Here is a 22,122-nt window from a genome sequence, read left to right as displayed (position 1 = left end):
GTGCCAGAATTGAAATAGAATAAATTCTTTAAATATCAGTTAAATAAGCTAAAAAAGTGAAGTTGCGCAACAAATAAGGACTGAGATGGCTTAGCAACCGTTTGCGGAACGGATGCAAACGGTTGCTACTCAATATTGCGCGCCCTGAACATTTTGAGTATGGCGGGTTACCCGCAAACCTGCCCTTTAACGGTGCAATCTGCCCTGAAAAGGCGCAGCTGGCTACCCGTTAAAATCCGTTTACAGGTCAGGCAGTTTTTCCACGCGCAGAAGCGGAAATGAAATGCTATGGTGAAGCCATCGACTCTGAAAATGGCATAAGGAACAGTGAGATGATTATTTTTGTCACCGGTGCGACCGCCGGTTTTGGTCAAAGCATCACCCGTCGCTTTATTGAGAATGGTCATAAAGTGATTGCCACTGGACGACGGGCTGAACGTTTAAAAGCGCTGAAGGATGAACTGGGCGAGAATATTTATACGGTACAGCTCGATGTGCGTAACCGTGCCGCCATTGAAGAGGCGGTGGCGCAGTTACCGGCGGAATGGCGCAATATCGACGTGCTGGTCAACAACGCCGGTCTGGCGCTGGGCGTCGAACCGGCGCACAAGGCCAACGTCGAAGACTGGGAAAACATGATTGACACCAATACCAAAGGCCTGGTCTATATGACCCGCGCCCTGCTGCCACAGATGGTGGAGCGTGATGTCGGTCATATCATTAATATCGGATCGATTGCCGGCAGCTGGCCCTATGCCGGCGGCAACGTCTACGGCGCCACCAAAGCCTTTGTGCGCCAGTTCAGCCTGAATCTGCGAACCGATTTACACGGCACCGCGCTGCGCGTGACCGACATTGAACCGGGTCTGGTCGGCGGCACAGAGTTTTCCAACGTGCGCTTTAAGGGCGATGATGACAAGGCGGGTCAGGTCTACGAAGGGGCTACCGCCTTAACGCCGGAAGATGTGACAGAAGCCGTATACTGGGTGGCCACACTGCCTAAACATGTCAACATCAATAGCCTTGAGATGATGCCGGTCAGCCAGACGCTGGCGGGGCTGAAAGTGCATAAACCTTAACTCCCTGCAGCGCCAGCCCTCACGGCTGGCGTTACCCGCGTCCCCAGCCCATCACGATAATCAGCATGCCGCTGAATGCGATCAGAGCCCCGCTCCAGTCCCACACACTTAGCTTCACGCCATCCACCACCCGCAACCAGAGCAGCGCGGTAAGCACATAGACGCCACCGTAGGCGGCATAAACCCGTCCGCTGGCCGCGGGATGCAGCGTCAGCAGCCAGACAAACAGCGCCAGACTTGCTGCCGCAGGGAGTAGCAACCAGGCTGACCCGCCTTTTTTCAGCCATAACCACGGCAGAAAGCAGCCGGTAATCTCCGCCAGCGCGGTAATAAAAAACAGCAAGGCGGTTTTAATCAGCATCCTTACCTCTCCTTAACGTAAACAAACGACTCACTGCTGGTGAGCAAAGAAACGGCGATGATATACTAAGAGCCAGGCCCATCAGGCTGTTTTATTTGTCCGTCTGAACCCGGGCAGTGCTCATCCTCCTCACGTACACCCTGTACGCGCCGGTTGTCATGCGCTGTCTGTGTCCAGACTGTCTGCCTCAATGACCCCTGATGAGCCAGGCTCTAAGCATGCCCGCTGCAACCGCTGTCGTGGATGGCGATGTTTGCGTTAACTAAAGGATAGTGTGATGAAAAAAATGATCCCTGCCGTGCTGATGGTTCTCCTCTCCACTGCGGCATTCACTGCCACTGCGAATACTAATCGTCTGATTATCGAAGATGGCAGTTCCGCGCTGAGCAATGAAGCAGCGCGCCAGGATAAAGAGCAATGGAATGACACGCGCATGCTGCGCAACAAAGTGAACACCCGCGTCGAAAAAGAGTTTGATAAAACCGATCGTGCGTTTGATACCCGCGACAAGTGCGAGCAGAGCCTCAATCTCAACGCATACTGGGAGCCCAACACCCTGCGTTGTCTGGATCGCCGTTCCGGTCGCCCGGTAGCGCCGTAAATTTGAGCTATAGTAATGACGACGACTAACATAAGGAAGACGTGATGAAGCTACAGAGGGTTTTGTTAAGCGCGGCGTTATTTGCTCTGCCGCTAATGGCGCAGGCATCCTGTGAATCGGTAAAAACCGAAATCAGCCAGAAAATTATTCAGAACGGTGTGCCTGAGTCGGGTTTTAGTCTCGACATCGTCGCCAACGATCAGGTTGATCAGGCGGGTGGCCAGGTCGTCGGACATTGTGAGAACGACACACAAAAAATTGTTTATAAGCGCTCAGGCAGTGACAACGAAGCCAGCGTACCTGCCAGTGCCGGCAGTTCGCAGGACTCATCTGCCCAGTAGTTCTGTTCAAATCAGGGCGACATCCTGTCGCCCTGCCTGTTAGTCCGCCTGTTCCGGCCGCTGACGCGGCATCATCCATGCCACACCCACCGCAAACAACGCAATCACCAGTGCCACCACGAACACCCAGTGCAGTGAGGCGGCAATCGACCCTACCATCTGCTGCAGGGTTTCCGGCTGTAACTGCTGACGGCTGGGTTCGGACATAATCTTCTGCACCGGATCCTCGACCTGCGGCAAACGCCACTGCAGATTGAGATTCAGCACCGCGCCCATGATCGCCGTCCCTACCGCCGACCCGATCATCCGGCTGAACATAATTGAAGCGGTACAGATGCCGCGAATCTGGTAATCCGCCTGGTTTTGTACTGAAACCAGGAACGTGGTGCTGGTCATTCCCATGCCGGTACCGATCAGAAACGCCGTAAAGCCCGCCTGATAGAGTGAGCTTGCAGGCTGTAAAAACAGCAGCAAGGCACTGCCGGTCACCAGCAACAGCGCCCCGAGCTGGGCGGTGAAGCGGTAGGAGGTGTGCAGCATCAGTCTGCCGCTGAGGGTGCTGGCCAGCGGCCAGCCAATCGACATCATCGCCAGCACACTGCCCGCCTGTAACGGTGAACCGCCGCTGATCCCCTGAATCCAGGTGGGCAAAAAGGCGCTGATGCCCATCATGGCCGCCCCGATGATGAGATTGCCCGCATTGCCCGCCACGATAAGCCGGCTGCGCCAGATTATCAGCGGAAACAGCGGTGCCGCTGAATGCAGCTCGTGGCGTCTGAGCTGCCAGCCAGCGAACAGTGAGAAGAGCAGAAACGGCACCAGCCAGACGCCCAGCTGTTCCGCCTGCAACAGCGCAATCAGCAAGGCCGTCACGCAGAGCATCAGCCAGCCGCTGCCCGCCAGGTTCAGCGGCTGCGATTTCTCCTCCTTCTGGTGCGACGGTAGCCAGCGCCACAGCATCAGCATGCTGATCAGGCCGATGGGCAGATTGACCCAGAAAATCACCGACCAGCTAAAGTGCTGTACCAGCCACGCGCCGGTCAGCGGCCCCACTATCGCCGCTACACCCCAGACGCTGGAGAGCCAGCCCTGCACGCTGGCGCGTTCGCGCGGCGAATAGATATCCGCCACGATGGTGGAGCTGAGCGGCATGATCGCCCCCGCTCCCAGGCCCTGAAACGCCCGGAACAGGATCAGCCAGGTCATGGTATGGGCAAAGCCACACAGCACCGACCCCACCAGGAAAATCGACGTGCCGACAAAAAACATCGTTTTGCGACCCACCATATCCGCCAGCCGCCCATAGAGCGGCACGCTGACCGCCTGGGTCAGCAGATAGATCGAGAAGACCCAGCCAAACTGCGAAAAACCGCCGAGGTCAGCAATGATGGTGGGCATCGCGGTGGCCACAATAGTGACTTCAATGGCCGCCATAAACATCGCCAGCATGCAGGCGATTAAGATCCAGTGGCGATGTCCGGTCCGGAGTTGTGCGCTTTCAGTCATAGGGTTCCTTTTTTAATCTGCAAGGCTAGCTGAAAAACAGACAATGCAGTTTCCCGCGCGTGCGCATTTTCTGCGCCCTCTGTGACAGTGTCACCAGAAGTCGATGAAAATTTTTTATTGTCGCATTAGCCCAGCGGCTACGCGGCTTTAACACCATTTTAACCTGTTTCTATCTCTCTGATTTGTGGCTTAAAAGCTGGCTTGTGCAATAAAGGGCTGCTATAGCATTACACCATCTTATTCAGTATTCACTGAAAAAGAGTGGGTAAACAGTCATTTTATCTACATTTTATCGCAGTTTCGGTATTGGGCGCGGCGGCATTTTTTGCCGTACCTGTCGGGCTGTTTATGGTTGTTATAACAATTGAGATCGTAATCAGGGAGATTCTCCTATGCAAAATGCTTCACTGGCCCGACGCGCCGGTCTGGCACTGCTTGCAGTGGTCGCGGTGATCGCGGTGCTGATCTGGGGCCTTGGCTGGGATCAGCTGGTCGCACGTAAAGTCGATCTGCTTTATCTCGGGCAACAACACCTCTTCTTAGTCTTCTGGTCAATGCTGTTCGCTTTGCTGGTCGGTATCCCCAGTGGCATCCTGCTAAGTCGCCCGTTTGCACGTCGCTGGGCAGAGTACGTGATGCAGATTTTCAATGTCGGTAACACCCTGCCACCGCTGGCGGTACTGGCTCTGGCGATGGTTATTATCGGGATTGGCGACCGTCCGGCGCTGATTGCGCTGTTTCTGGCTTCGCTGCTGCCTATCGTCCGCAACACTTTCTCTGGTCTGAGCGCAGTTCCCCCGTCGCTGATTGAGGCGGCCAACGGCATCGGCATGACCAAATGGCAGCGTCTGCGTCAGGTAGAGCTGCCGAATGCCTTGCCGGTCATCCTCTCTGGCGTGCGCATCGCCACCGCCATCAATGTCGGCACCGCCCCACTGGCGTTCCTGATTGGCGCCAGCAGCTTTGGCGAGCTGATCTTCCCGGGCATCTATCTGAATGACTTTCCGACGCTGATACTCGGCGCTGTCGCCACTGCACTGGTGGCACTGGTACTGGATATGATGCTGGCCGCGCTGGGCCGCTTTCTGAGTCCGCACGCTGCGGCCTGACCACAAGGAGCTTTGCAATGCTAACGCGTTGGATTAAGAAAAGCGTTGTCGCGCTGACCGCGACACTGCTGTTAAGCCAGACGGCACAGGCTGCTGCACCGCTGGTGATGGCGACCAAAAGTTTTACCGAGCAGCATATCCTGTCAGCAATGACGGTGCTCTGGCTGCAGAAAAAAGGCTTCGAGGTGGTGCCTAAACGCAATATCGCCACCACCATTGGCCGTAATGCGCTGCTGAATAAGCAGATTGATATGGTCTGGGAATATACCGGCACCTCGCTGATCATCTTTAACCATATCAACCAGCCGATGTCTTCACAGCAGGCATATGAGACGGTGAAAAAGCTGGATGCCAGACTGGGGCTGGTCTGGCTTAACCCGGCACCAATGAACAACACCTATGCCTTTGCCATGACCCGTGAACGGGCCGAAAAAGAGGGCATCAGCACCATGTCGCAGCTGGTTGCGAAGATTGAGCAGGTGCGTAAAACCGATCCGGATCATAACTGGCGACTGGGTCTGGACCTGGAGTTCTCGGGTCGTTCAGACGGCATGAAGCCGCTGCAGAAAACCTACAACCTGACGCTGGATCGCCCGCAGATCCGCCAGATGGACCCGGGTCTGGTCTATAACGCGATTCGCGACGGATTCGTGGATGCCGGTCTGATCTACACCACCGATGGCCGGGTTAAGGGCTTCAACATGAAAGTACTGGAGGATGATAAGCACTTCTTCCCAAGCTACAACGTGACGCCGGTTGTGCGTCAGGATGTGCTGGCGAGTCATCCGGGGCTGGATACCGCGCTTAATCAGCTTTCTGCGCAGATCACCGATGAGGCGATAACGGAGCTGAACAAGCGGGTCGATATCGATCATCAGTCACCGGAAACCGTGGCGCGTGATTTCCTTAAATCCAAAAACATGCTGTAAGGAGGCACTGTGGATACCCTTCACTACATCATGGATAACTGGAGCACCCTGCTCACCCTGAGCTGGCAGCACAGCTGGCTGGTGCTGGTCGCGGTCGGACTGGCAATTGTGATTGGCGTGCCGCTTGGCATTCTGATCGTGCGTGTAAGATGGCTGGCAACGCCGATTCTCGGTATCGCCACCGTGGTGCTGACTATTCCCACCATTGCGCTTTTTGGTCTGATGATCCCGCTGTTTTCACTCATCGGTCAGGGCATTGGCGCGCTGCCGGCGATTACCGCCGTGTTCCTCTACTCGCTGCTGCCGATTGTTCGCAACACCCACACCGCGCTGGAGAATCTGCCGGACGGCCTGCGTGAGGCGGGTCGTGGTATCGGCATGACATTCTGGCAGCGCCTGCGCTGGGTTGAAATCCCGATGGCGCTGCCGGTGATCTTCGGTGGCATCCGTACCGCCGTGGTGATGAACGTTGGCGTCATGGCGATTGCTGCCGTGATTGGCGCGGGCGGTCTGGGCCAGCTGCTGCTGGATGGTATTAGCGGCAGTGATATTCGTATGTTGATTGCCGGGGCATTGATGATCTGTCTGCTGGCTATTTTTCTTGACTGGCTGCTGCACCGTTTGCAGCAGGCGCTGACTCCAAAGGGGATTCGATAATGATTACGCTGGAAAACCTGACGAAAACCTTTACCCAGAAAAACGGCACGACCAATAAAGCCGTCGATAACGTCAGCCTGCACGTGCCAGCCGGTGAGATGTGCGTGCTGCTGGGACCCTCGGGCTGCGGGAAAACCACCACACTGAAGATGATTAACCGCCTGATTCCCGCCACCAGTGGCCGGATCCTGATTAATGGCGAAGATACCAGTACGCAGGACACCACCACCCTGCGCCGAAACATTGGCTATGTTATCCAGCAGATTGGTCTGTTCCCCAACATGACCATCGAAGAGAACATTACCGTCGTGCCACGCATGCTGGGCTGGAACAAAAAGCAGTGCCACGAGCGTGCTACCGAGCTGATGAGCATGGTTGCGCTGGATCCCACCAAATTCCTGCATCGCTATCCGCGTGAGATGTCAGGCGGTCAGCAGCAGCGTATCGGGGTGATTCGTGCCCTGGCGGCGGATCCACCGGTGCTGCTGATGGATGAGCCGTTTGGCGCCGTTGACCCGATTAACCGCGAAGTGATCCAGAACGAGTTTCTCGACATGCAGCGTCAGCTGAAAAAAACCGTGATGCTGGTGAGCCACGATATTGACGAGGCACTGAAGCTCGGCGATCGCATTGCGGTATTTGGTCAGGGTAAAATCGTGCAGTGCGCCAGCCCGGATGAACTGCTGGCGACCCCTGCCAATGAGTTCGTCGGCTCGTTTGTGGGTCAGGACCGTACGCTTAAGCGCCTGTTACTGGTGCAGGCGGGCGATGTGACTGACCAGCAGCCGACCATCACCGTCCGCCGCTCTACTCCGCTGGAAGAAGCCTTTGGCACCATGGATGAGAACGATATGCGGTCGATTACCGTGGTCGATGAGGATGGCAAACCGCTGGGCTTCGTGAAGCGTCGCGAGGCGCGTAACGTCAGTGGCCGCTGTGAAGAGCGACTGCACACCTTTAAGGTCACCGGTAAAGCGGAAGAGAACCTGCGCGTGGTGCTGTCAAAACTCTATGAGCACAACACGGTCTGGATGCCGATTGTCGATGAAGAGGGTCGCTACAGCGGTGAGATTTCGCAGGATTATATTGCGGATTACCTCAGTTCTGGTCGTACCCGCCGTCGTCTGAATCCATAATTTCGTCACCTAAATGGGTCTTACCGGCCCATTAAAACAGCAGATATAAGCAGATATACCCAAGCCTGGGTAAATCAGACAGCAACAAACAAGCTTAACGCGCAGGGAACCGGGTCAGAGGAGGAAAGCGTCCCGCGCCAGGACGGCGCGGGCCGAGCGTGCCACGGATGGCGGCTTTTGCGACTTTCCGATCTGACCCTGTTCCCTTCGCAGACTCCATCTTAAAGCCAGTTAAGTCACGGCCTGTCCTGTCTGTCAATTCAGGTAGTAGCTCAGGGAGCATACGCCTGTAGCAAAGACGCAAAAGATGCCATCCATGGCATGCTCAGCGCGGCCCATCCCTGGTCCGCGATGCTTTGATACAGGCATATGCTCCCATCGCTTTGGATTTTTGAGCCGTATGTGAGAGATACATCGGCTCTTCTGCTTTTTAGCTCTCCGTCAGCGTTTCCGCCTCCACCTCTTCCACCACAGGCGCCTCGTCTGGCAGCACCATATTCAGCACAATCGCCAGAATGCCGCCGGTCGTCACAGCATGACCAAACAGACTGTTAATCAGCGGCGGGAACTGCTTCAGCACATCCGGCACCGCCTCCACACCCAGACCAATACCAAAAGCGATCGCCACAATCAGCATCTCGCGGCGACCCAGCGGCGTCTGGGTCATCACCCGGATGCCCGCGGCAACCACGCTGCCAAACATCACGATTGTCGCCCCGCCCAGCACCGGCGGCGGAATCTGCTGCAGCAGGGAGCCAATAAAGGGAAAGAGCCCCAGCAGCGCCAGCATGATTCCCAGCAGCATACCGACGTAACGGCTGGCGACGCCGGTCATCTGGATAACGCCATTGTTCTGCGCAAACGTGGTGTTGGGAAAGGCGGAGAAGACCGCTGCCAGCACACAGCTCAGGCCGTCGGCGACAATGCCACCCTGCAACCGCTGCTGAAAAGGTTTGCCGGTGATCGGCTGCTGTGAAATCAGGCAGTTAGCGGTAAGGTCACCGACGGCTTCAATTACCGCGATCACTGACACCAGCGCGATCGGCAGGAAAATGGTCCAGTCAAAGGCAAAACCAAACCGGAAGAACGCGGGCAGCACCAGCCAGTTGCTCTCCGGCGCAACATTAAGTTGCAGATGACCGGTCAAGGCCGCGGCAACGCATCCCACCGCTATTCCGGCCACCACCGCCACCAGCCGAGCCCAGCGATTTCGCGAGCGGTTCAGCGCCACGATCACCAGCAACGTCAGCGCCCCCAGCGCCAGATTTCCCGGCGATCCAAAATCTGTGGCGTTGTGCCCGCCCGCCCAGTCGGTAATGCTGACTTTTATCAGGCTGATGCCAATCAGGGTGATCACCGTGCCGGTCACCACCGGCGTCAGCACTTTGCGCAGCGAGCCAACGCAGCGGCTGATCAGAATCGGAATCAACGCCGCCACCAGGTTACAGCCAAACAGCATCGCCATAATCTCTTCCGGCGAACCACCGCGCCCTTTCACCATCAGACCACCCGAGAGGATCACCCCCAGAAACGCGAAGCTGGTGCCCTGCAGACAGATCATGCCCGCCCCGATGCCATAAAAGCGTCTGGCCTGCATAAACGTGCCTAAGCCGGAAACGAACAATGACATGCTGATCAGATAAGGAATATAGGCCTGCAACCCCAGAACGGAGCCAATAATCAGCGGCGGCGTGATGATTCCCACCACGCTGGCAAGCAGATGTTGCAGTGCGGCAAAAAACGCCGGGGCGGGGCCAATGCGGGCTTCAAGCCCATATAACAAACCTTTCTCGTGCGAGTGCGACATGATGGGGCTCCAGCTCAGTGTGATAAGCGGAGTTAATGCATTTTCTGCGCCATGACGCCACGATTTCGCGATATCCGAGCCAGGTCTTTCAATTCTAAATGGAAATAGTTAAAGACAGCCGCCAACAAGCCTGAAACTTTAGGCTCATTGCCGACTCAGATGACTTAGTTTGTTTCATAATCAGGCGATCTTTGCACTCACAGCGTGCAGATTGTTCTGCTCCAGCAGAGAAATATCGATGTAAGGCGTCAAATCACGCTGTTCTGCACGCGGCAGATAAGGCAGCTCGCCCAGCAGCGGCGCACTAATTTTTTCACGCAGAATCTCAATAATATCGCTGTACTGCGCCAGTCCCGGATTGATGCGATTGGCCACCCAGCCCACCAGTGGCAGTCCATCCTGCGCTATCGCTTCTGCTGTTAACAGGGCGTGACTGATACAGCCCGACTGGATACCGACCACCAGCACCACCGGCAGCTGCTGCTCAACGACCCAGCAGGAGAGCGGACGTCCATCGTTCATCAGGCTGCGCCAGCCGCCGGTGCCCTCCACGACCACGCGATCGGCCTGCTGCGTCAGGCTGCTTAAGCCCTGTGTCAGCAATGCGTAATCAATGATCTGGCTCGGATGGGTGCAGATCTCCTCTTCCTGAAAGGCCAGCGGATTGATCGCCTGATAGGGTAAATCGATAGATGAAGCGCTTTGCAGAACCTGTGCATCTTTGTTACGCAGGCCGTCAGCGGTTTTGACCGCGCAGCGCGCGACGGGCTTGTACCCGACGGCACTGAGCCTGGCCTGGATAAAACTTTGTAACAGGGCGCGTGACACCACCGTTTTGCCCACTGCGGTGTCAGTGCCGGTAACAAATAGTCTATTCACTCAACTTCTCCTCTCGAACCGTTGCGGTTAATCGGTGATTAACCTTGCTGCGAACCGGCATTTTAAGGAATGGAGGATGAGAACAGATTGCGTTAGCGCAAGATTAGGCCCGCTTAACCTTGCAACAGTTTCACTAACAGGTGCCCGTTATAGAGCGCGTCTTTGATCAGGGCTGCGCCGCCTAACGTTCCCGGCTCGCTAAATTCGGTAGGTGCCAGCTGGATACTCGCGCTGTAGGCCGGGAGTGATTGCTGCAGAATGGTGTTGCTCACGGCCGGAAACAGCACATCCGCGGCGGCATTCAGGGGGGAACCGATAAGAATATGTTGAGGATTGAAGATGTTGACCATCATCGCCAGAATCCGGCCAACATGATGACCCACGCTGGCGATGGTGTCGCGCGCCAGACGGTCGCCAGACTGCGCCGCCGCGCACAGCGACTCCAGCGTCAGCGGCTGATTATTGAGCAGGCTGTCGGGCTGGGCCGGCAGACGCTGCGCCGCCAGCGCCAGCAGACTGCCGGTGCTGGCTACGGTCTCCAGACAGCCATGATTACCGCAGTAGCACTGCTGACCATACGGGTCGATCTGGGTATGCCCGATCTCGACCAGCGCCCTGCCACTTTTATGCAACAGCTGACCGCCACTGATCACCCCGGCTCCCACGGTTTCATCAATCACAATCTGAATCACATCCTGCGCCCCACGTGAGGCACCAAACAGCGACTCCGCCAGCGTCCAGGCTGAAATATCGTGCTGCACAAACACCGGTAAGCCGGTTCGTGCCGCCAGCGCATCGCCCAGCGGCATATCGCGCACCTCATAACCCGGTAGCCGATGCACCACACCTGACGCGGCGTTGATCAGCCCTGGCAATGTAATGGCAATGGCCGTAAGGCGTTCCAGCTTCTTCTGATGACGAATAAAGAAGGCATCAACCTGTTCAATCAGCGCGGTAAGTAACGGCTGAGCAGACTCATCAGGCAGCGGCAGGCTCTCTTCCACCAGTTCCTTGCTGCTGAGATCGCGCAGCGTAAACGTCATGGCGCCGCGATGCAGGCGAATAGCCAGATAGTGCCAGGCGTCGGTATCCAGTATCAGGCCTATCGCCGGACGACCACGACTGCCGGGATCCTGAAACTCGGTCTCCTGCACTAAATGTGCGTCCAGCATTTCACGCACAATTTTGGTAATGCTGGCCGGAGCAAGCTGGGCACGGCGGGAAAGTTCGATACGCGAAATGGGACCATAACGGTCAATTAATCGATATACGACACCTGCATTAGTCTGCTTGATCTGGTCAATGTGGCCAGGTTGACTGTCCGGATTCACAACCCTGCTCCCGGTTATTTTCGCGCTTCTAAATAAACATGCGCCATGGTGAGCCAGATCCGGCGACAGCGTCAAATATTTGATTAGAAATGTGATTTATCGCACAGATTGATGCGGTGTTGCCCGCGCATCAGTGCCGGTTTCGCCGCAGCAACGCCATCATGTTTTCCATCTGCGCATTTATTTCGCGTCCGGCTGACCAGACCAGCCACAGCTCTGAAATGGCATCCTCTTCCGTTAATGGCAACCAGACCAGATCGGCCAGCCGCGCCCGACGAAATGAGGCAGGCAGAATGGAGACGCCTAACCCGGTTGCCACCAGCCCAAGGATGGTCATCGCCTCACCCACTTCCTGAGTAATAAAGGGCTTTATATGGTAGCGGTGCAGCAGCGCCAGAATATCGCTGTAGAGCGCGGTTCCGCCCTGAGGGTCAAAGAATACAAAGGGTTCCACCGCCAGGGCAGTGACAGAGATTTTATCGGCGTCAGCCAACGGATGCGCCTTATGCACCACGGCATAAAGCGGCTCACTCAGCAGCAGCTGATGACGCAGATCGGCGGGCAGCGGCGTGTTGCGCATCACGCCAAGATCGAGCCGTCCATCATGAAGCGGTGCGAGCTGCTGGCGGGTATTAATCTCCTGCATCTGAATATGTACCTGCGGCCAGCGCTGACGAAACCGGAATAGCGCGTCAGAGACCACGGCGGTAAACGGGGCCGAGGAGGTAAAGCCAATCCGCAGCTCCCCCTCTTCACCACGATGCAGCCGGGCGGCGCGATCGGCCGCCTGCTCGACCTGCAACAGAATCGCGCGGGCGTCACTAAGCAGTTGCTGTCCGGCAGCGGTAAGCTGCACGCTGCGGTTAGTGCGATTGAACAGCCTTGCGCCCGTTTCTGTTTCCAGCTGAATAATCTGCTGGCTGAGCGGCGGCTGAGAAATGTTCAGTCGCTGGGCCGCCCGCCCGAAATGTAATTCTTCCGCCACCGCAACAAAGTAGCGCAGATGACGCAGTTCGATATTCATATCTTAAACGTCTCATTTGAGATTATTAATATATTAGACATCATAATGCCGCTTTCCTAAGCTGACGACAGGTTTTCTAAATTTGAGGAAGATGTGTGAGTCGCTCAACACATGCTGTCACAGTGGATGAGAATGCGGTCTCTGCGCCGCCAGAGTCAGTTGCCGCTTCAGGTCATATCCGCCGGGATTCGCCACAGTTTATGCGCGTGACGCTGGCGCTTTTCTCCGCCGGGCTGGCGACCTTTGCCCTACTCTACTGTGTGCAGCCGATTCTGCCGGTGCTGTCACAGCAGTTTGGTATCTCTCCGGCAACCAGCAGCCTGTCACTCTCCATCTCGACCGGCCTGATGGCGCTGGGCCTGCTGGTCACCGGGCCGCTCTCTGATGCTATCGGTCGTAAATCGGTGATGGTCACAGCCCTGATGCTGGCCGCCATCTGCACGCTGGTCTCGGCCACCATGACCAGCTGGCACGGCATTCTGATTATGCGGGCGCTGATGGGGTTGTCGCTGAGTGGCGTGGCGGCGGTCGGCATGACCTACCTCAGCGAGGAGATGGATGCACGGGTCGTCGCCTTTTCCATGGGGTTATATATCAGCGGTAACTCGATAGGCGGGATGAGCGGTCGACTGCTGAGCGGCGTGCTGACTGACCTCTTCTCATGGCGACTCGCCGTGGCGGTAATCGGCTGTTTTTCGCTGGCCTCGGCGCTGATGTTCTGGAAGATTCTGCCTGCGTCGCGCCATTTCCGGCCCATTACGCTGCGTCCGCGTAATCTGCTGATTAACTTCCGGCTGCACTGGCGCGATCCGGGCCTTCCCTGGCTGTTTGCCGAAGGATTCCTGCTGATGGGAGCCTTTGTCACCCTGTTTAACTATATTGGCTATCGTTTACTGGATGCGCCCTGGCATCTCAGCCAGGCTGTGGTCGGGCTGTTATCAGTGGTCTACCTCACCGGCTCATGGAGTTCGCCTAAGGCGGGCGCGCTGACCAACCGGTTGGGTCGGGGTCCTGTGATGCTGGGTGCTACCGCCATCATGCTGCTGGGTTTGCTGATTACCGCCTTCAACTCCCTCTGGCTGATCCTGCCTGGGATGATGCTGTTCACCGCCGGTTTTTTTGCCGCCCACGCGGTCGCCAGCGGCTGGATTGGCCCCCGGGCGCGCCGGGCACGAGGCCAGGCCTCTTCGCTCTATCTGTTCAGCTACTACGTGGGTTCCAGCGTCGCGGGTACGCTGGGTGGCGTGTTCTGGCATAACTTTGGCTGGAGCGGGATTACGCTGTTTATCAGCGTGCTGCTGATCCTGGCGTTACTGGTTGCCTGGCGTCTGCACAGTAAAAAACTCTGAGAACGTCTTCTCATGCCAGGCCTGGCTTCTCCTGCGGGCCTGGCGGTTTATCACAATAAACGCGCTATTCAGAGCCACAGCAAACAAAATGCAGGTTTCCCGCTATAATCGTTTTTATTGTAATAATTCATCTGCTTTGCCTTTTAACACGGCAACAAGGAACGCCTGTGGCTCTCTACTACTACGTCAATAAACAATCAGGATATAACAATAATCATGTGGTTCATGCCGCAGGCTGCCCCCATCTTCCCGACATCGATAACCGTATGTTTCTGGGCAGTTTTTACCATGTGAATGCCGCCATCCTGCAGGCTAAAAAATATTATGCTGGCGCAATCGGCTGTGAAAATTGTTGTCCTCTCAAAAATGTTGACCAGCAGGCCACCCAGCTCAGCGTGGCCCTGAAGCACACCCCGGCTTCGCGTTAATCTGATCCACCTGGTAAGGGGGGAAAAATTTTTCCCGCTGCGCTAATTTGTTAAGAATTACCGCTGTTTTCCGTTATGTTAATCTTCCTGATTCTCTTTAATGGAATGCACAATGCGGGATAAGTTTGCGCGCGCTCAGATAGCCCTTCACTGGCTCACCTTTTTACTGGTGGTGACGGCCTACGCCACCATTGAACTGCGCGGTTTTGCACAGCGCGGATCCTGGCAGGGTTATGCCATGATCATTACCCATTTCAGCGCCGGCGCGACCATCCTGGTATTGATGCTTGCCCGCCTCTTTTTACGCACCCGGCATCGCACACCGCCCATTACTCCCGCTCCGCCGCGCTGGCAAACCGGGCTGGCACATCTGACTCATACCCTGCTCTATGCCCTGTTTATCACTCTGCCGATTCTCGGCCTGACATCGCGTTATCTTAAAGGTCGGGAATGGTGGCTGTTTGGCATCAGCATGCCGGTCGCGCCTGAACCTGACTTTGATATGGCGGATATGCTGATTGGCTGGCATGAAACCCTGGCACCGCTGGGTTACTGGCTGATCGGACTGCATGCTGCTGCCGCACTGTTCCATCACTATCTGCTTAAAGACAATACTCTGCTGCGAATGATGCCCGCCCGGCGTCGCGGTCAATAACCTCAGGCTATCGCCCTGTGATGGGGCGATAAAAAAATTTCAGCATTAAAAGGCGTTTATAAGGTTTCTCTTCCCGCTTTATTCACTACAATGGTCAGTAATTTGTGACGCAGGTCACTTTCGCTGGATGTTTCTGCCGCATCCGATTCGCTGTACTGACTGACTTGACTCCTCATGCAACCAACTACTGTTTCACGTAAAACTGCCTGGCTACGCGTGGTATTGCTGGCCATCGCCGCCTTTGTATTTAATACCACCGAATTTGTGCCGGTTGGCCTGTTATCTGACATCGCTGCTGACTTTTCAATGCAGACGGCTGACGTCGGGATCATGCTGACCATCTATGCCTGGGTGGTTGCACTGCTCTCACTGCCGCTGATGCTGCTGACCCGCAATATTGAGCGACGACTGCTGCTGGGTGTGCTGTTCCTGATCTTTATCGTCAGCCACGTTCTTTCTACCGTTGCCTGGGATTTCCGGTCGCTGATGGTGTCACGCGTGGGTATCGCCCTGTCTCACGCGGTGTTCTGGTCGATCACCGCCTCGCTGGCGATTCGCGTCGCTCCGGCCGGTAAGAAAACTCAGGCGCTAAGTATGCTGGCAACCGGTACCGCGCTGGCGATGGTGCTGGGCGTGCCGATTGGCCGCGTGGTGGGTCAGTATCTTGGCTGGCGTACGACCTTCGGCGCGATTGGCCTTTCGGCACTGGTGCTGATGATTATGCTGGTGCGCATCCTGCCGCGTCTGCCGAGTGAACATACCGGCTCGCTGAGCAGTGTGCCGATGCTGTTTCGCCGTCCGGCGCTGGTCAGCATGTATCTGCTGGTGACGCTGGTCGTTACCGCGCATTACACCGCTTACAGCTATATCGAGCCCTTTATGCAAACCGTGGCCCATTCCAGTGGCAACTTCACCACCCTGCTACTGCTGCTGTTTGGCTCTGCGGGCATTGTGGGTAGCGTACTGTTCAGCACACTCGGTAATAAGTTTCCCTCCGGACTGCTGATTGCGGCCATCGCGCTGATCACCCTGTGCATGGGCCTGCTGATTTTTGCTGCCGTTCGCCCTGCGGCTATCTCAACGCTGTGCGTTGTCTGGGGAATGGCGATGATGATGATCGGACTGGGTATGCAGGTGCGGGTGCTGTCGCTGGCACCGGATGCCACGGATGTGGCGATGTCGCTGATGTCCGGTATCTACAATATCGGTATCGGCGCGGGTGCGCTGCTGGGTAATCAGGTCAGCCTGCATCTGAGCATGGCGGAAGTTGGCAATGTCGGCGGGATGATTGGCCTGGTGGCGTTACTCTGGTGTGTTTATATCTTCCGTCGTTATCCACAGTTACGCAGTAACGGATAATAAAAAAGGCTTCAGATAAGCGGGTTATCTGAAGCCTGTTCAGGGTTATTTACCGATCACTTTATCTATAAAGAACGGCTGTGCCATGCAGGTTGTTGCTGCCAGAGGTCGAAGTGATGCGGAAAGACTTTGCCCCTGCATCGCTGGCCTTTTCTGACAGTTGCTGCTCCAGCGAGAGCAGATTAGTACTGCCCGTTGCGCTGATGACACCGATTTTTTGCTGATCCAGCGGTGTGCTGCTGACCTGCTGGGCCGCTACGCTGGCAAATGACAGACCGCTTAGCACAGCCGCCACGACCATCATATTGATACTTTTCATAACGAACCCCTTCTCACTTATTCTGTTGAAAAACCAAAATTACTGATAAATCACAGCCGTGCCGTGCAGTTTGTTCTGGCCGCTGGTTGAGGTGATGCGGAACGATTTCGCACCCGCTTCATCCGCTTTAGCACTCAGCTGCGCTTCAACAGAAGACAGATTGGTGCCGCCCAGTACAGAGATGGTGCCAACTGGCTGCTGATTAACAGGTTCGCTGGTCACCAGGTCAGCGGCAGATGCGCCAAAAGTCAGAGTAGTCAGTGCCAGTGCTGCCAGGGTGATTTTGATGTTTTTCATAATAATCTCTCTATTCAATATTGAAATTCGGTTGGTCTGAATGGGTTGTCACTATTTAATTAATGACCGTTAAACAAATGATAGACCCCGATACGGTTTGTCGTCAACATTTATTTAATGAGCGTTATTTTATTCGCGGAGTGGCGTGATTATGGGCTTCAGCCTCTTTTCTGACTTAACCTAAGGGGCTGTAATAATGCGCTGGCGCACAAAATGGCAACCCCTGCCGGCGACATCCACGCCAGGCCTTGCACATTTTTATAATGATCGGTAATTTAATAGGGTGTTTTACTGTCAGTGAGGGTGTATGAGTCAGGTTCAGGATTGCGATGTAAAGAAATGCCGCGGCCGACCAAAAGTGTTCGATCGCGAAGCAGCGCTCGATAAAGCTCTGACCCTGTTCTGGACGCACGGTTACGAGGGAACTTCTCTGGCCGATCTGGTGGCCGCAACCGGCGCGAAAGCGCCAACCCTCTACGCCGAGTTTGTTAATAAAGAGGGACTGTTTCGCGCGGCGATGGAGCGCTACGTGGAGAAGTTCAGTGCATGGCGTGAAGCGGCATTGGGCGATGACCAGTTACCGGTGGATCGGGCTATTGAAGCCTATTTCCGCGCCACCGCGGCCTGTTTTACCGAACGCGACTCTCCCGGCGGCTGTTTCTTTATCTGCACCTCAACCGCCCTGTCGGCGGCTTCAGCAGAGATTGCCACCATGCTGCAACAGCAGCATCAGTCGCAGGAGCATGTGTTAAAAGATTTTCTGCTGGCGCGTCAGCAGCGTGGTGAACTGAGTGCGTCAGTAAACATTTCCGCGCTGTCACGTTATCTGAGTTGTATGCTGCAGGGCATGTCGGTGCGGGCGCGTGAAGGCGTTGAGCGTGACGATCTGGAGAGCATTATTGATACGCTGATGGCGATGTGGCCGACACTCACCGGCCTGTGTCAGGCTAAGCGTTAAAAATATCAGGGCGGCGATGCCGCCCTTTTCATCTTTTATTCCCGATTTTATTCCAGAAAGAAAACCGGTTTTAACGGCTCACTGATCGGGCTGTTATCTGCATTAGACGGCATCAGATCTTTCATTGATGCCCACCAGCGCTGACAGACCTCCGTTTCCGCCACCGCGTTCCAGCGCTCCTCAGATTCAATCTCAACACTGGCGAACAGCAGATGCCGCTCGGCGTCCAGCCAGATGGCATAGTTATGCGCGCCGTGCGCTTTCAGGGTTTCGGCCAGTTCTGGCCAGATCGGTGAGTGCCGACGCTCATACTCTGCATGGCAATAAGGATTCACCTGCATCACAAAGGCTTTACGCAGCATTAGCAGGCCCTGCATCCAGCGCCGGTTGCCACGGCTTCACACCAAAGCGCTCACCCAATGCAACCAGCTGTTCTGTGGTGATACTCTGACGAATACCGCCCATCGACAGCACTTTGACGATCACTTCTGACGATTTCTCCGCCGTATCAATCAGACCAAAAGTCTCATCGAGTGTCGGGCCCGTGCCAAAGACACCGTGGAATGGCCACATCACAAGGGTATGTGACTGCATCTGTCCGGCGGTCGCGGTGCCGATTTCATCGGTGCCGGGTACCATCCAGGGTAAAACACCCACACCGTCCGGGAACACCACCAGACATTCGGTACTCCCTTCCCACAGCAGGCGGGTAAAGCGGGCGGAATCCATCTCAACTACATAGCTTAAGGCCATAAAGTTGGTAGCGTGACAGTGCATGATCACCCGGTCTGCACCCTTGCTGACCGCTTTACGCACCGCGTGAGACTGAAAGTGTGACGCCAGCTCGGAGGTGGGCAAACCGCCATTCGACAGGCCCCAGTGAATTTTATAAGAGAGCCCTTTGTCATCGACCTGCAGCAGTGCCAGACAATCCGCCGGATCAAGCTGGACATTACGCATGAATTTTCCTGACCCGGTCACCAGAAACCAGTCGTTCGCCAGCGCCGGCGCGGGTTGTGTCAGCTCAATACAGCGCGGTTGCAGGCAGAAATCAGCGGCAAAAGGTTTAACCTCCTCTTCCAGCAGACGCAGGCTGACGTTGCCGCCATTACGTTCGTCCCAGCCCTTCAGCCACATATCGCTGGTTGCTTTGACCATTCCCTTAACAAACCCGGAAGAAAGAATGCTTTGCATAGTGAAATCCTTAACGTTGGCTCAAAATCTGTTGTTCATAATGGCGGACGTCGCCTAACCAGCTGGCATCAGCCGGGACGTCATGGCGCAGGCACCAGGCTTCCCATACCGCCTGCCACGGCAATGATTTTTGCTCTTCCAGCAGCGTCAGCCGCGCGGTGTAATCACCCTCGTTCTCGGCCTGGCGCAGACGATCGGTTGGCTCCAGCAGGGCACGCAGCAGCGCTTTTTTGGTGTTACGGGTGCCGATAACCCAGGCGGCAATCCGGTTGATAGAGGCGTCGAAGAAATCGAGTCCGATATGCACTTTGTCGAACAGTTGATGGCGGACGATCTCGCTGGCGATCGCCTGAGTTTCATCATCCAGCAGCACCACATGGTCGCTGTCCCAGCGCACCGGGCGGCTGACGTGCAGCAGCAGACGCGGCACATAGAGCATCGCGGCAGAAATTTTGTCGGAGATCACTTCGGTGGGATGAAAATGTCCCGCATCCAGGCATAGTGCCGTCTGGCGGCTGGCGGCGTAACCAAGATAAAACTCATTGGAGCCCACGGTGTAGCTCTCTGCGCCAATGCCAAACAGCTTGCTCTCAACCGCGTCGATATGGTGCTGCGGATTCAGTTTTTCTGAGATGACCTCATCCAGTGCGCTCATCAGACGCTGACGCGGGGCCAGTCGATCCACGGTAATATCTTTCATGCCGTCCGGCACCCAGATATTCATCACTGACGGCGTGCCAAGCTGCTCACCAAACGAAGCGGAGATGCGGCGACTCGCTTTGCAGTGATCGATCCAGAACTGACGCACGGTTTTATCACTGTGTGACAGCGTAAAACCGTCGGCACTCATCGGATGCGAGAAGCAGCTGGGGTTAAAATCCAGTCCTAAGTTGTGCTCTTTCGCCCAGGCAACCCAGTTGGCGAAATGGGCAGGTTCAATGGCATCCCGATCGACTGGCTTGTCACTTTCCAGATAGATAGCGTGCAGGTTCAGACGTTTTGCGCCTGGGATCAGAGACATCGCCTTGTCGATATCGCTGCGTAATTCACTGGCATTGCGTGCCCGCCCCGGATAGTTGCCGGTCGCCTGGATGCCGCCAGTCAATGCGCCCTGTGGGTTCTCAAAGCCCCGGACATCGTCCCCCTGCCAGCAGTGCATCGAGACAGGAATGCCGTCCAGCTGGCGAATGGCCTGTTCAACATCAACTCCATTGTCAGCGTAGCGTTGTTTAGCCAGTTCAAAAGCCTGTTCAATCTGCTTAGTCATAAGCGGGTTCCTTAGCGGGTTGACTCAGCGTCGCGAAGCGTGCCTGACTGGCACTGAAGACGCTGTGAGTTTGCGGTTCGAATTTTTCCAGTGGGAAGTTGTTGATGACACTGCAGCGGAAATCAGCCACATCGATCAGTTCGCCAAGTGCAATCAGCTGGCAACCAACGTTACCCAGCGTGGAGGCTTCAACCGGACCTGCCAGCACCGGAATCTGGCAGGCATCGGCACAGAGCTGGTTAAGAAAACGGTTCTGACTGCCGCCCCCTACCACGTGAAGCTGGCTGAAAGGTTTGCCTCGCAGCTCTTCCAGCTCCTGGATCACCTCGCGATAGAGCAGTGCCAGGCTGTCAAATATGCAGCGGGCCAGCGCGGCGGCAGATTGTGGTACCGGCATTCCCTGCTCTGCGCAGGCGTTCTGAATCTCGTTAACCATGCTGTCGGGATTGATGAAGCGCGCATCGTTGGGACTAATCAGTGAAACACAGGCGGGCTGCCGTGCCGTCTGATCAATCAGTGCGCTGAGATCGTCAATCTGAAGTTCGCCGCAGATGCGCTGCAACAGCCATAAGCCCATGATATTTTTCAGTACGCGGTAGCCTTCTGCGCCGCCCTCATTGGTGATATTGGCGCGTAACGCGCCATCGCAGGCATAAGGCTGCAAACTTTCAAAGCCCATCAGCGACCAGGTTCCGGAACTGAGATAGGCCGCATCGTCCTGCATCAGCGGCGTTGCCAGAACCGCGCTGGCGGTGTCGTGGGTGGCGACAGCAATAACCGGGACCGGGACACCTGCGCTATTGACCCAGTGGCCGACGGTGTTGCCCGGTGCCTGCGGCTGGCCGAACCATTCAGGAGCAACGCCCGCCCAGGCGAGCAGATCACGATCCCATTCGCCGCTGTGAATATTGAGCATTTGCGTAGTGGTGGCGTTGGTGTATTCCCAGTTGAGATTACCGGTCAGGCGATAATGCAGATAGTCCGGCATCATCAGCGCATGCGCCACGCGGGCCTGCCAGTCGGGCTGCTGCTGATGCAGGGCGCGCATCTGATAGAGCGTATTGAATGGCAGAAACTGAATGCCGGTTCGGGCGTAGATGGCACTGCGGCTCAGTTCGTGCTGCGCCTGCTCCATCAGGCCGTGGGTGCGCGCATCGCGGTAGCTGACCGCCTCACCCACCGGCTCGCCCTCTGCATCCAGCAGCACCATATCAACGCCCCAGGTGTCGATACCGATACTGTCTGGCACAATCTTCTCTTCGTCTAACTGAGCCAGCCCGGCGCGTATCTCCTGCTCAAGCATCGTCAGATCCCAGCAGTCATAACCGGCACGACGCTGGCGCTTATTTTTAAAGCGCCGGACCTCACGAAGCGCGAGCTGGCGCTGCGCAGCATCCCAGCTTGCGAGCATGACCCGCCCGCTGGATGCCCCGAGATCAATAGCAACAATGTTTCTCCTGGTCATGGCGACTTTTCCCTGTGATTGAGTGGTCACAGAGTAAAAACCTGGCCGGTTAAAGACCTTCCCCGGAGTGC

24 protein-coding genes are annotated in these 22,122 nt (G+C 56.0%); 12 read left to right on the top strand and 12 right to left on the bottom strand.

Annotated elements, in window-relative coordinates:
* Positions 1 to 332 precede the first annotated feature (332 nt).
* A complete protein-coding gene (gene ydfG, locus LC417_RS03065) occupies positions 333 to 1,079 on the top strand; it encodes a bifunctional NADP-dependent 3-hydroxy acid dehydrogenase/3-hydroxypropionate dehydrogenase YdfG (protein WP_010244822.1) in 747 nt (248 codons plus the stop codon).
* A gap of 31 nt (positions 1,080 to 1,110) precedes the next feature.
* On the opposite strand, the gene LC417_RS03060 is transcribed toward ydfG, so the two are convergent.
* A complete protein-coding gene (locus tag LC417_RS03060; protein WP_031292947.1) occupies positions 1,111 to 1,437 on the bottom strand; it encodes a YnfA family protein in 327 nt (108 codons plus the stop codon).
* Between the two features lie 280 nt (positions 1,438 to 1,717).
* Between LC417_RS03060 and LC417_RS03055 the strand changes: the two genes are divergently transcribed.
* Together LC417_RS03055 and LC417_RS03050 are read left to right on the top strand one after the other, a co-directional pair.
* Entirely contained in the window at positions 1,718 to 2,041 is a 324-nt protein-coding gene (locus tag LC417_RS03055) for a DUF1283 family protein (protein ID WP_010244816.1), read from the top strand.
* Between the two features lie 44 nt (positions 2,042 to 2,085).
* A complete protein-coding gene (locus tag LC417_RS03050; protein ID WP_033771805.1) occupies positions 2,086 to 2,382 on the top strand; it encodes a DUF1161 domain-containing protein in 297 nt (98 codons plus the stop codon).
* 39 nt (positions 2,383 to 2,421) lie between these two features.
* On the opposite strand, the gene LC417_RS03045 is transcribed toward LC417_RS03050, so the two are convergent.
* Entirely contained in the window at positions 2,422 to 3,888 is a 1,467-nt protein-coding gene (locus tag LC417_RS03045; RefSeq protein WP_223565428.1) for an MDR family MFS transporter, read from the bottom strand.
* A 392-nt stretch (positions 3,889 to 4,280) separates the two neighbouring features.
* On the opposite strand from LC417_RS03045, the gene LC417_RS03040 reads away from it, so the two are divergent.
* The 4 genes from LC417_RS03040 to osmV are packed head-to-tail and all read left to right on the top strand — an operon-like array spanning position 4,281 to position 7,719.
* Positions 4,281 to 4,997: an ABC transporter permease gene (locus tag LC417_RS03040; RefSeq protein ID WP_010244807.1), complete on the top strand. Its 717-nt coding sequence runs from the start codon at positions 4,281 to 4,283 to the stop codon at positions 4,995 to 4,997.
* A gap of 17 nt (positions 4,998 to 5,014) precedes the next feature.
* Positions 5,015 to 5,926, top strand: coding sequence for a glycine betaine ABC transporter substrate-binding protein (locus tag LC417_RS03035; RefSeq protein WP_010670177.1), 912 nt, complete (start codon positions 5,015 to 5,017; stop codon positions 5,924 to 5,926).
* A 9-nt stretch (positions 5,927 to 5,935) separates the two neighbouring features.
* On the top strand, positions 5,936 to 6,583 hold the full coding sequence (gene osmW / locus LC417_RS03030) for an osmoprotectant ABC transporter permease OsmW (RefSeq protein ID WP_010244802.1): 648 nt from the start codon (positions 5,936 to 5,938) through the stop codon (positions 6,581 to 6,583).
* Positions 6,583 to 7,719 (top strand): osmoprotectant ABC transporter ATP-binding protein OsmV, encoded by a 1,137-nt coding sequence (osmV, locus tag LC417_RS03025; protein WP_010244799.1) that lies wholly within the window; start codon positions 6,583 to 6,585, stop codon positions 7,717 to 7,719. Before osmW ends, osmV begins: the two co-directional genes overlap by 1 nt.
* Before the next feature lie 430 nt (positions 7,720 to 8,149).
* Here the strand turns inward: osmV and LC417_RS03020 are convergent, their stop codons facing one another.
* The 4 genes from LC417_RS03020 to LC417_RS03005 form a co-directional block, all read right to left on the bottom strand.
* Positions 8,150 to 9,526: a nucleobase:cation symporter-2 family protein gene (locus LC417_RS03020; protein WP_010670178.1), complete on the bottom strand. Its 1,377-nt coding sequence runs from the start codon at positions 9,524 to 9,526 to the stop codon at positions 8,150 to 8,152.
* Between the two features lie 180 nt (positions 9,527 to 9,706).
* A complete protein-coding gene (gene bioD / locus LC417_RS03015) occupies positions 9,707 to 10,405 on the bottom strand; it encodes a dethiobiotin synthase (RefSeq protein WP_033767301.1) in 699 nt (232 codons plus the stop codon).
* A 113-nt stretch (positions 10,406 to 10,518) separates the two neighbouring features.
* On the bottom strand, positions 10,519 to 11,736 hold the full coding sequence (locus LC417_RS03010) for an ROK family transcriptional regulator (protein WP_010244790.1): 1,218 nt from the start codon (positions 11,734 to 11,736) through the stop codon (positions 10,519 to 10,521).
* 130 nt (positions 11,737 to 11,866) lie between these two features.
* Positions 11,867 to 12,760: a LysR family transcriptional regulator gene (locus tag LC417_RS03005; protein WP_223565427.1), complete on the bottom strand. Its 894-nt coding sequence runs from the start codon at positions 12,758 to 12,760 to the stop codon at positions 11,867 to 11,869.
* Between the two features lie 95 nt (positions 12,761 to 12,855).
* Here LC417_RS03005 and LC417_RS03000 point away from each other — a divergent pair, with 95 nt between their 5' ends.
* The 4 genes from LC417_RS03000 (at position 12,856) to LC417_RS02985 (ending at position 16,551) form a co-directional block, all read left to right on the top strand.
* Positions 12,856 to 14,109, top strand: coding sequence for an MFS transporter (locus LC417_RS03000; protein ID WP_033771812.1), 1,254 nt, complete (start codon positions 12,856 to 12,858; stop codon positions 14,107 to 14,109).
* Positions 14,110 to 14,276: 167 nt separating this feature from the next.
* The gene (locus LC417_RS02995; protein WP_010244780.1) at positions 14,277 to 14,537 is read left to right on the top strand and encodes a hypothetical protein; all 261 of its coding nucleotides are present in this window, start codon (positions 14,277 to 14,279) and stop codon (positions 14,535 to 14,537) included.
* Between the two features lie 112 nt (positions 14,538 to 14,649).
* Positions 14,650 to 15,192 (top strand): cytochrome b561, encoded by a 543-nt coding sequence (gene cybB / locus LC417_RS02990; RefSeq protein WP_010244777.1) that lies wholly within the window; start codon positions 14,650 to 14,652, stop codon positions 15,190 to 15,192.
* Between the two features lie 174 nt (positions 15,193 to 15,366).
* The gene (locus LC417_RS02985) at positions 15,367 to 16,551 is read left to right on the top strand and encodes a sugar transporter (protein WP_010244774.1); all 1,185 of its coding nucleotides are present in this window, start codon (positions 15,367 to 15,369) and stop codon (positions 16,549 to 16,551) included.
* Between the two features lie 61 nt (positions 16,552 to 16,612).
* Here LC417_RS02985 and LC417_RS02980 read toward each other — a convergent pair whose 3' ends face one another.
* Together LC417_RS02980 and LC417_RS02975 are read right to left on the bottom strand one after the other, a co-directional pair.
* A complete protein-coding gene (locus tag LC417_RS02980; RefSeq protein ID WP_010670183.1) occupies positions 16,613 to 16,870 on the bottom strand; it encodes a YdgH/BhsA/McbA-like domain containing protein in 258 nt (85 codons plus the stop codon).
* A 39-nt stretch (positions 16,871 to 16,909) separates the two neighbouring features.
* Complete coding sequence (locus tag LC417_RS02975; protein WP_010244768.1) at positions 16,910 to 17,167, bottom strand: DUF1471 domain-containing protein; 258 nt, start codon at positions 17,165 to 17,167, stop codon at positions 16,910 to 16,912.
* 307 nt (positions 17,168 to 17,474) lie between these two features.
* Here LC417_RS02975 and LC417_RS02970 point away from each other — a divergent pair, with 307 nt between their 5' ends.
* Positions 17,475 to 18,125, top strand: coding sequence for a TetR/AcrR family transcriptional regulator (locus LC417_RS02970; protein WP_159226441.1), 651 nt, complete (start codon positions 17,475 to 17,477; stop codon positions 18,123 to 18,125).
* A gap of 47 nt (positions 18,126 to 18,172) precedes the next feature.
* On the opposite strand, the gene rhaM is transcribed toward LC417_RS02970, so the two are convergent.
* The 4 genes from rhaM to rhaB are packed head-to-tail and all read right to left on the bottom strand — an operon-like array spanning position 18,173 to position 22,051.
* Positions 18,173 to 18,487 carry an L-rhamnose mutarotase gene (gene rhaM / locus LC417_RS02965; protein ID WP_010670186.1) on the bottom strand — a complete coding sequence of 105 codons (315 nt, stop codon included), beginning with the start codon at positions 18,485 to 18,487 and terminating at the stop codon, positions 18,173 to 18,175.
* Complete coding sequence (gene rhaD, locus LC417_RS02960; RefSeq protein ID WP_022625622.1) at positions 18,477 to 19,319, bottom strand: rhamnulose-1-phosphate aldolase; 843 nt, start codon at positions 19,317 to 19,319, stop codon at positions 18,477 to 18,479. Before rhaD ends, rhaM begins: the two co-directional genes overlap by 11 nt.
* 10 nt (positions 19,320 to 19,329) lie before the next feature.
* A complete protein-coding gene (locus tag LC417_RS02955) occupies positions 19,330 to 20,586 on the bottom strand; it encodes an L-rhamnose isomerase (RefSeq protein ID WP_050680446.1) in 1,257 nt (418 codons plus the stop codon).
* Positions 20,579 to 22,051 (bottom strand): rhamnulokinase, encoded by a 1,473-nt coding sequence (rhaB, locus tag LC417_RS02950; protein ID WP_223565426.1) that lies wholly within the window; start codon positions 22,049 to 22,051, stop codon positions 20,579 to 20,581. Before rhaB ends, LC417_RS02955 begins: the two co-directional genes overlap by 8 nt.
* Positions 22,052 to 22,122: the final 71 nt, after the last annotated feature.

The organism is Pantoea sp. OVA07A (assembly GCF_019969975.1).
GTDB classification, from domain to species: Bacteria; Pseudomonadota; Gammaproteobacteria; order Enterobacterales; family Enterobacteriaceae; genus Pantoea; species Pantoea agglomerans.
This window is presented reverse-complemented; position numbering and strand designations above follow the sequence as displayed.

Bases quoted from the DNA above. Each gene is read 5' to 3' on its own strand.
- ydfG (WP_010244822.1), top strand. From the start codon at position 333: ATGATTATTTTTGTCACCGGTGCGACCGCCGGTTTTGGTCAAAGCATC.
- LC417_RS03055 (WP_010244816.1), top strand. From the start codon at position 1,718: ATGAAAAAAATGATCCCTGCCGTGCTGATGGTTCTCCTCTCCACTGCG.
- LC417_RS03050 (WP_033771805.1), top strand. From the start codon at position 2,086: ATGAAGCTACAGAGGGTTTTGTTAAGCGCGGCGTTATTTGCTCTGCCG.
- LC417_RS03045 (WP_223565428.1), bottom strand. From the start codon at position 3,888: ATGACTGAAAGCGCACAACTCCGGACCGGACATCGCCACTGGATCTTA.
- LC417_RS03040 (WP_010244807.1), top strand. From the start codon at position 4,281: ATGCAAAATGCTTCACTGGCCCGACGCGCCGGTCTGGCACTGCTTGCA.
- LC417_RS03035 (WP_010670177.1), top strand. From the start codon at position 5,015: ATGCTAACGCGTTGGATTAAGAAAAGCGTTGTCGCGCTGACCGCGACA.
- osmV (WP_010244799.1), top strand. From the start codon at position 6,583: ATGATTACGCTGGAAAACCTGACGAAAACCTTTACCCAGAAAAACGGC.
- LC417_RS03020 (WP_010670178.1), bottom strand. From the start codon at position 9,526: ATGTCGCACTCGCACGAGAAAGGTTTGTTATATGGGCTTGAAGCCCGC.
- LC417_RS03005 (WP_223565427.1), bottom strand. From the start codon at position 12,760: ATGAATATCGAACTGCGTCATCTGCGCTACTTTGTTGCGGTGGCGGAA.
- cybB (WP_010244777.1), top strand. From the start codon at position 14,650: ATGCGGGATAAGTTTGCGCGCGCTCAGATAGCCCTTCACTGGCTCACC.
- LC417_RS02985 (WP_010244774.1), top strand. From the start codon at position 15,367: ATGCAACCAACTACTGTTTCACGTAAAACTGCCTGGCTACGCGTGGTA.
- LC417_RS02980 (WP_010670183.1), bottom strand. From the start codon at position 16,870: ATGAAAAGTATCAATATGATGGTCGTGGCGGCTGTGCTAAGCGGTCTG.
- LC417_RS02975 (WP_010244768.1), bottom strand. From the start codon at position 17,167: ATGAAAAACATCAAAATCACCCTGGCAGCACTGGCACTGACTACTCTG.
- LC417_RS02970 (WP_159226441.1), top strand. From the start codon at position 17,475: ATGAGTCAGGTTCAGGATTGCGATGTAAAGAAATGCCGCGGCCGACCA.
- rhaM (WP_010670186.1), bottom strand. From the start codon at position 18,487: ATGCTGCGTAAAGCCTTTGTGATGCAGGTGAATCCTTATTGCCATGCA.
- rhaD (WP_022625622.1), bottom strand. From the start codon at position 19,319: ATGCAAAGCATTCTTTCTTCCGGGTTTGTTAAGGGAATGGTCAAAGCA.
- LC417_RS02955 (WP_050680446.1), bottom strand. From the start codon at position 20,586: ATGACTAAGCAGATTGAACAGGCTTTTGAACTGGCTAAACAACGCTAC.
- rhaB (WP_223565426.1), bottom strand. From the start codon at position 22,051: ATGACCAGGAGAAACATTGTTGCTATTGATCTCGGGGCATCCAGCGGG.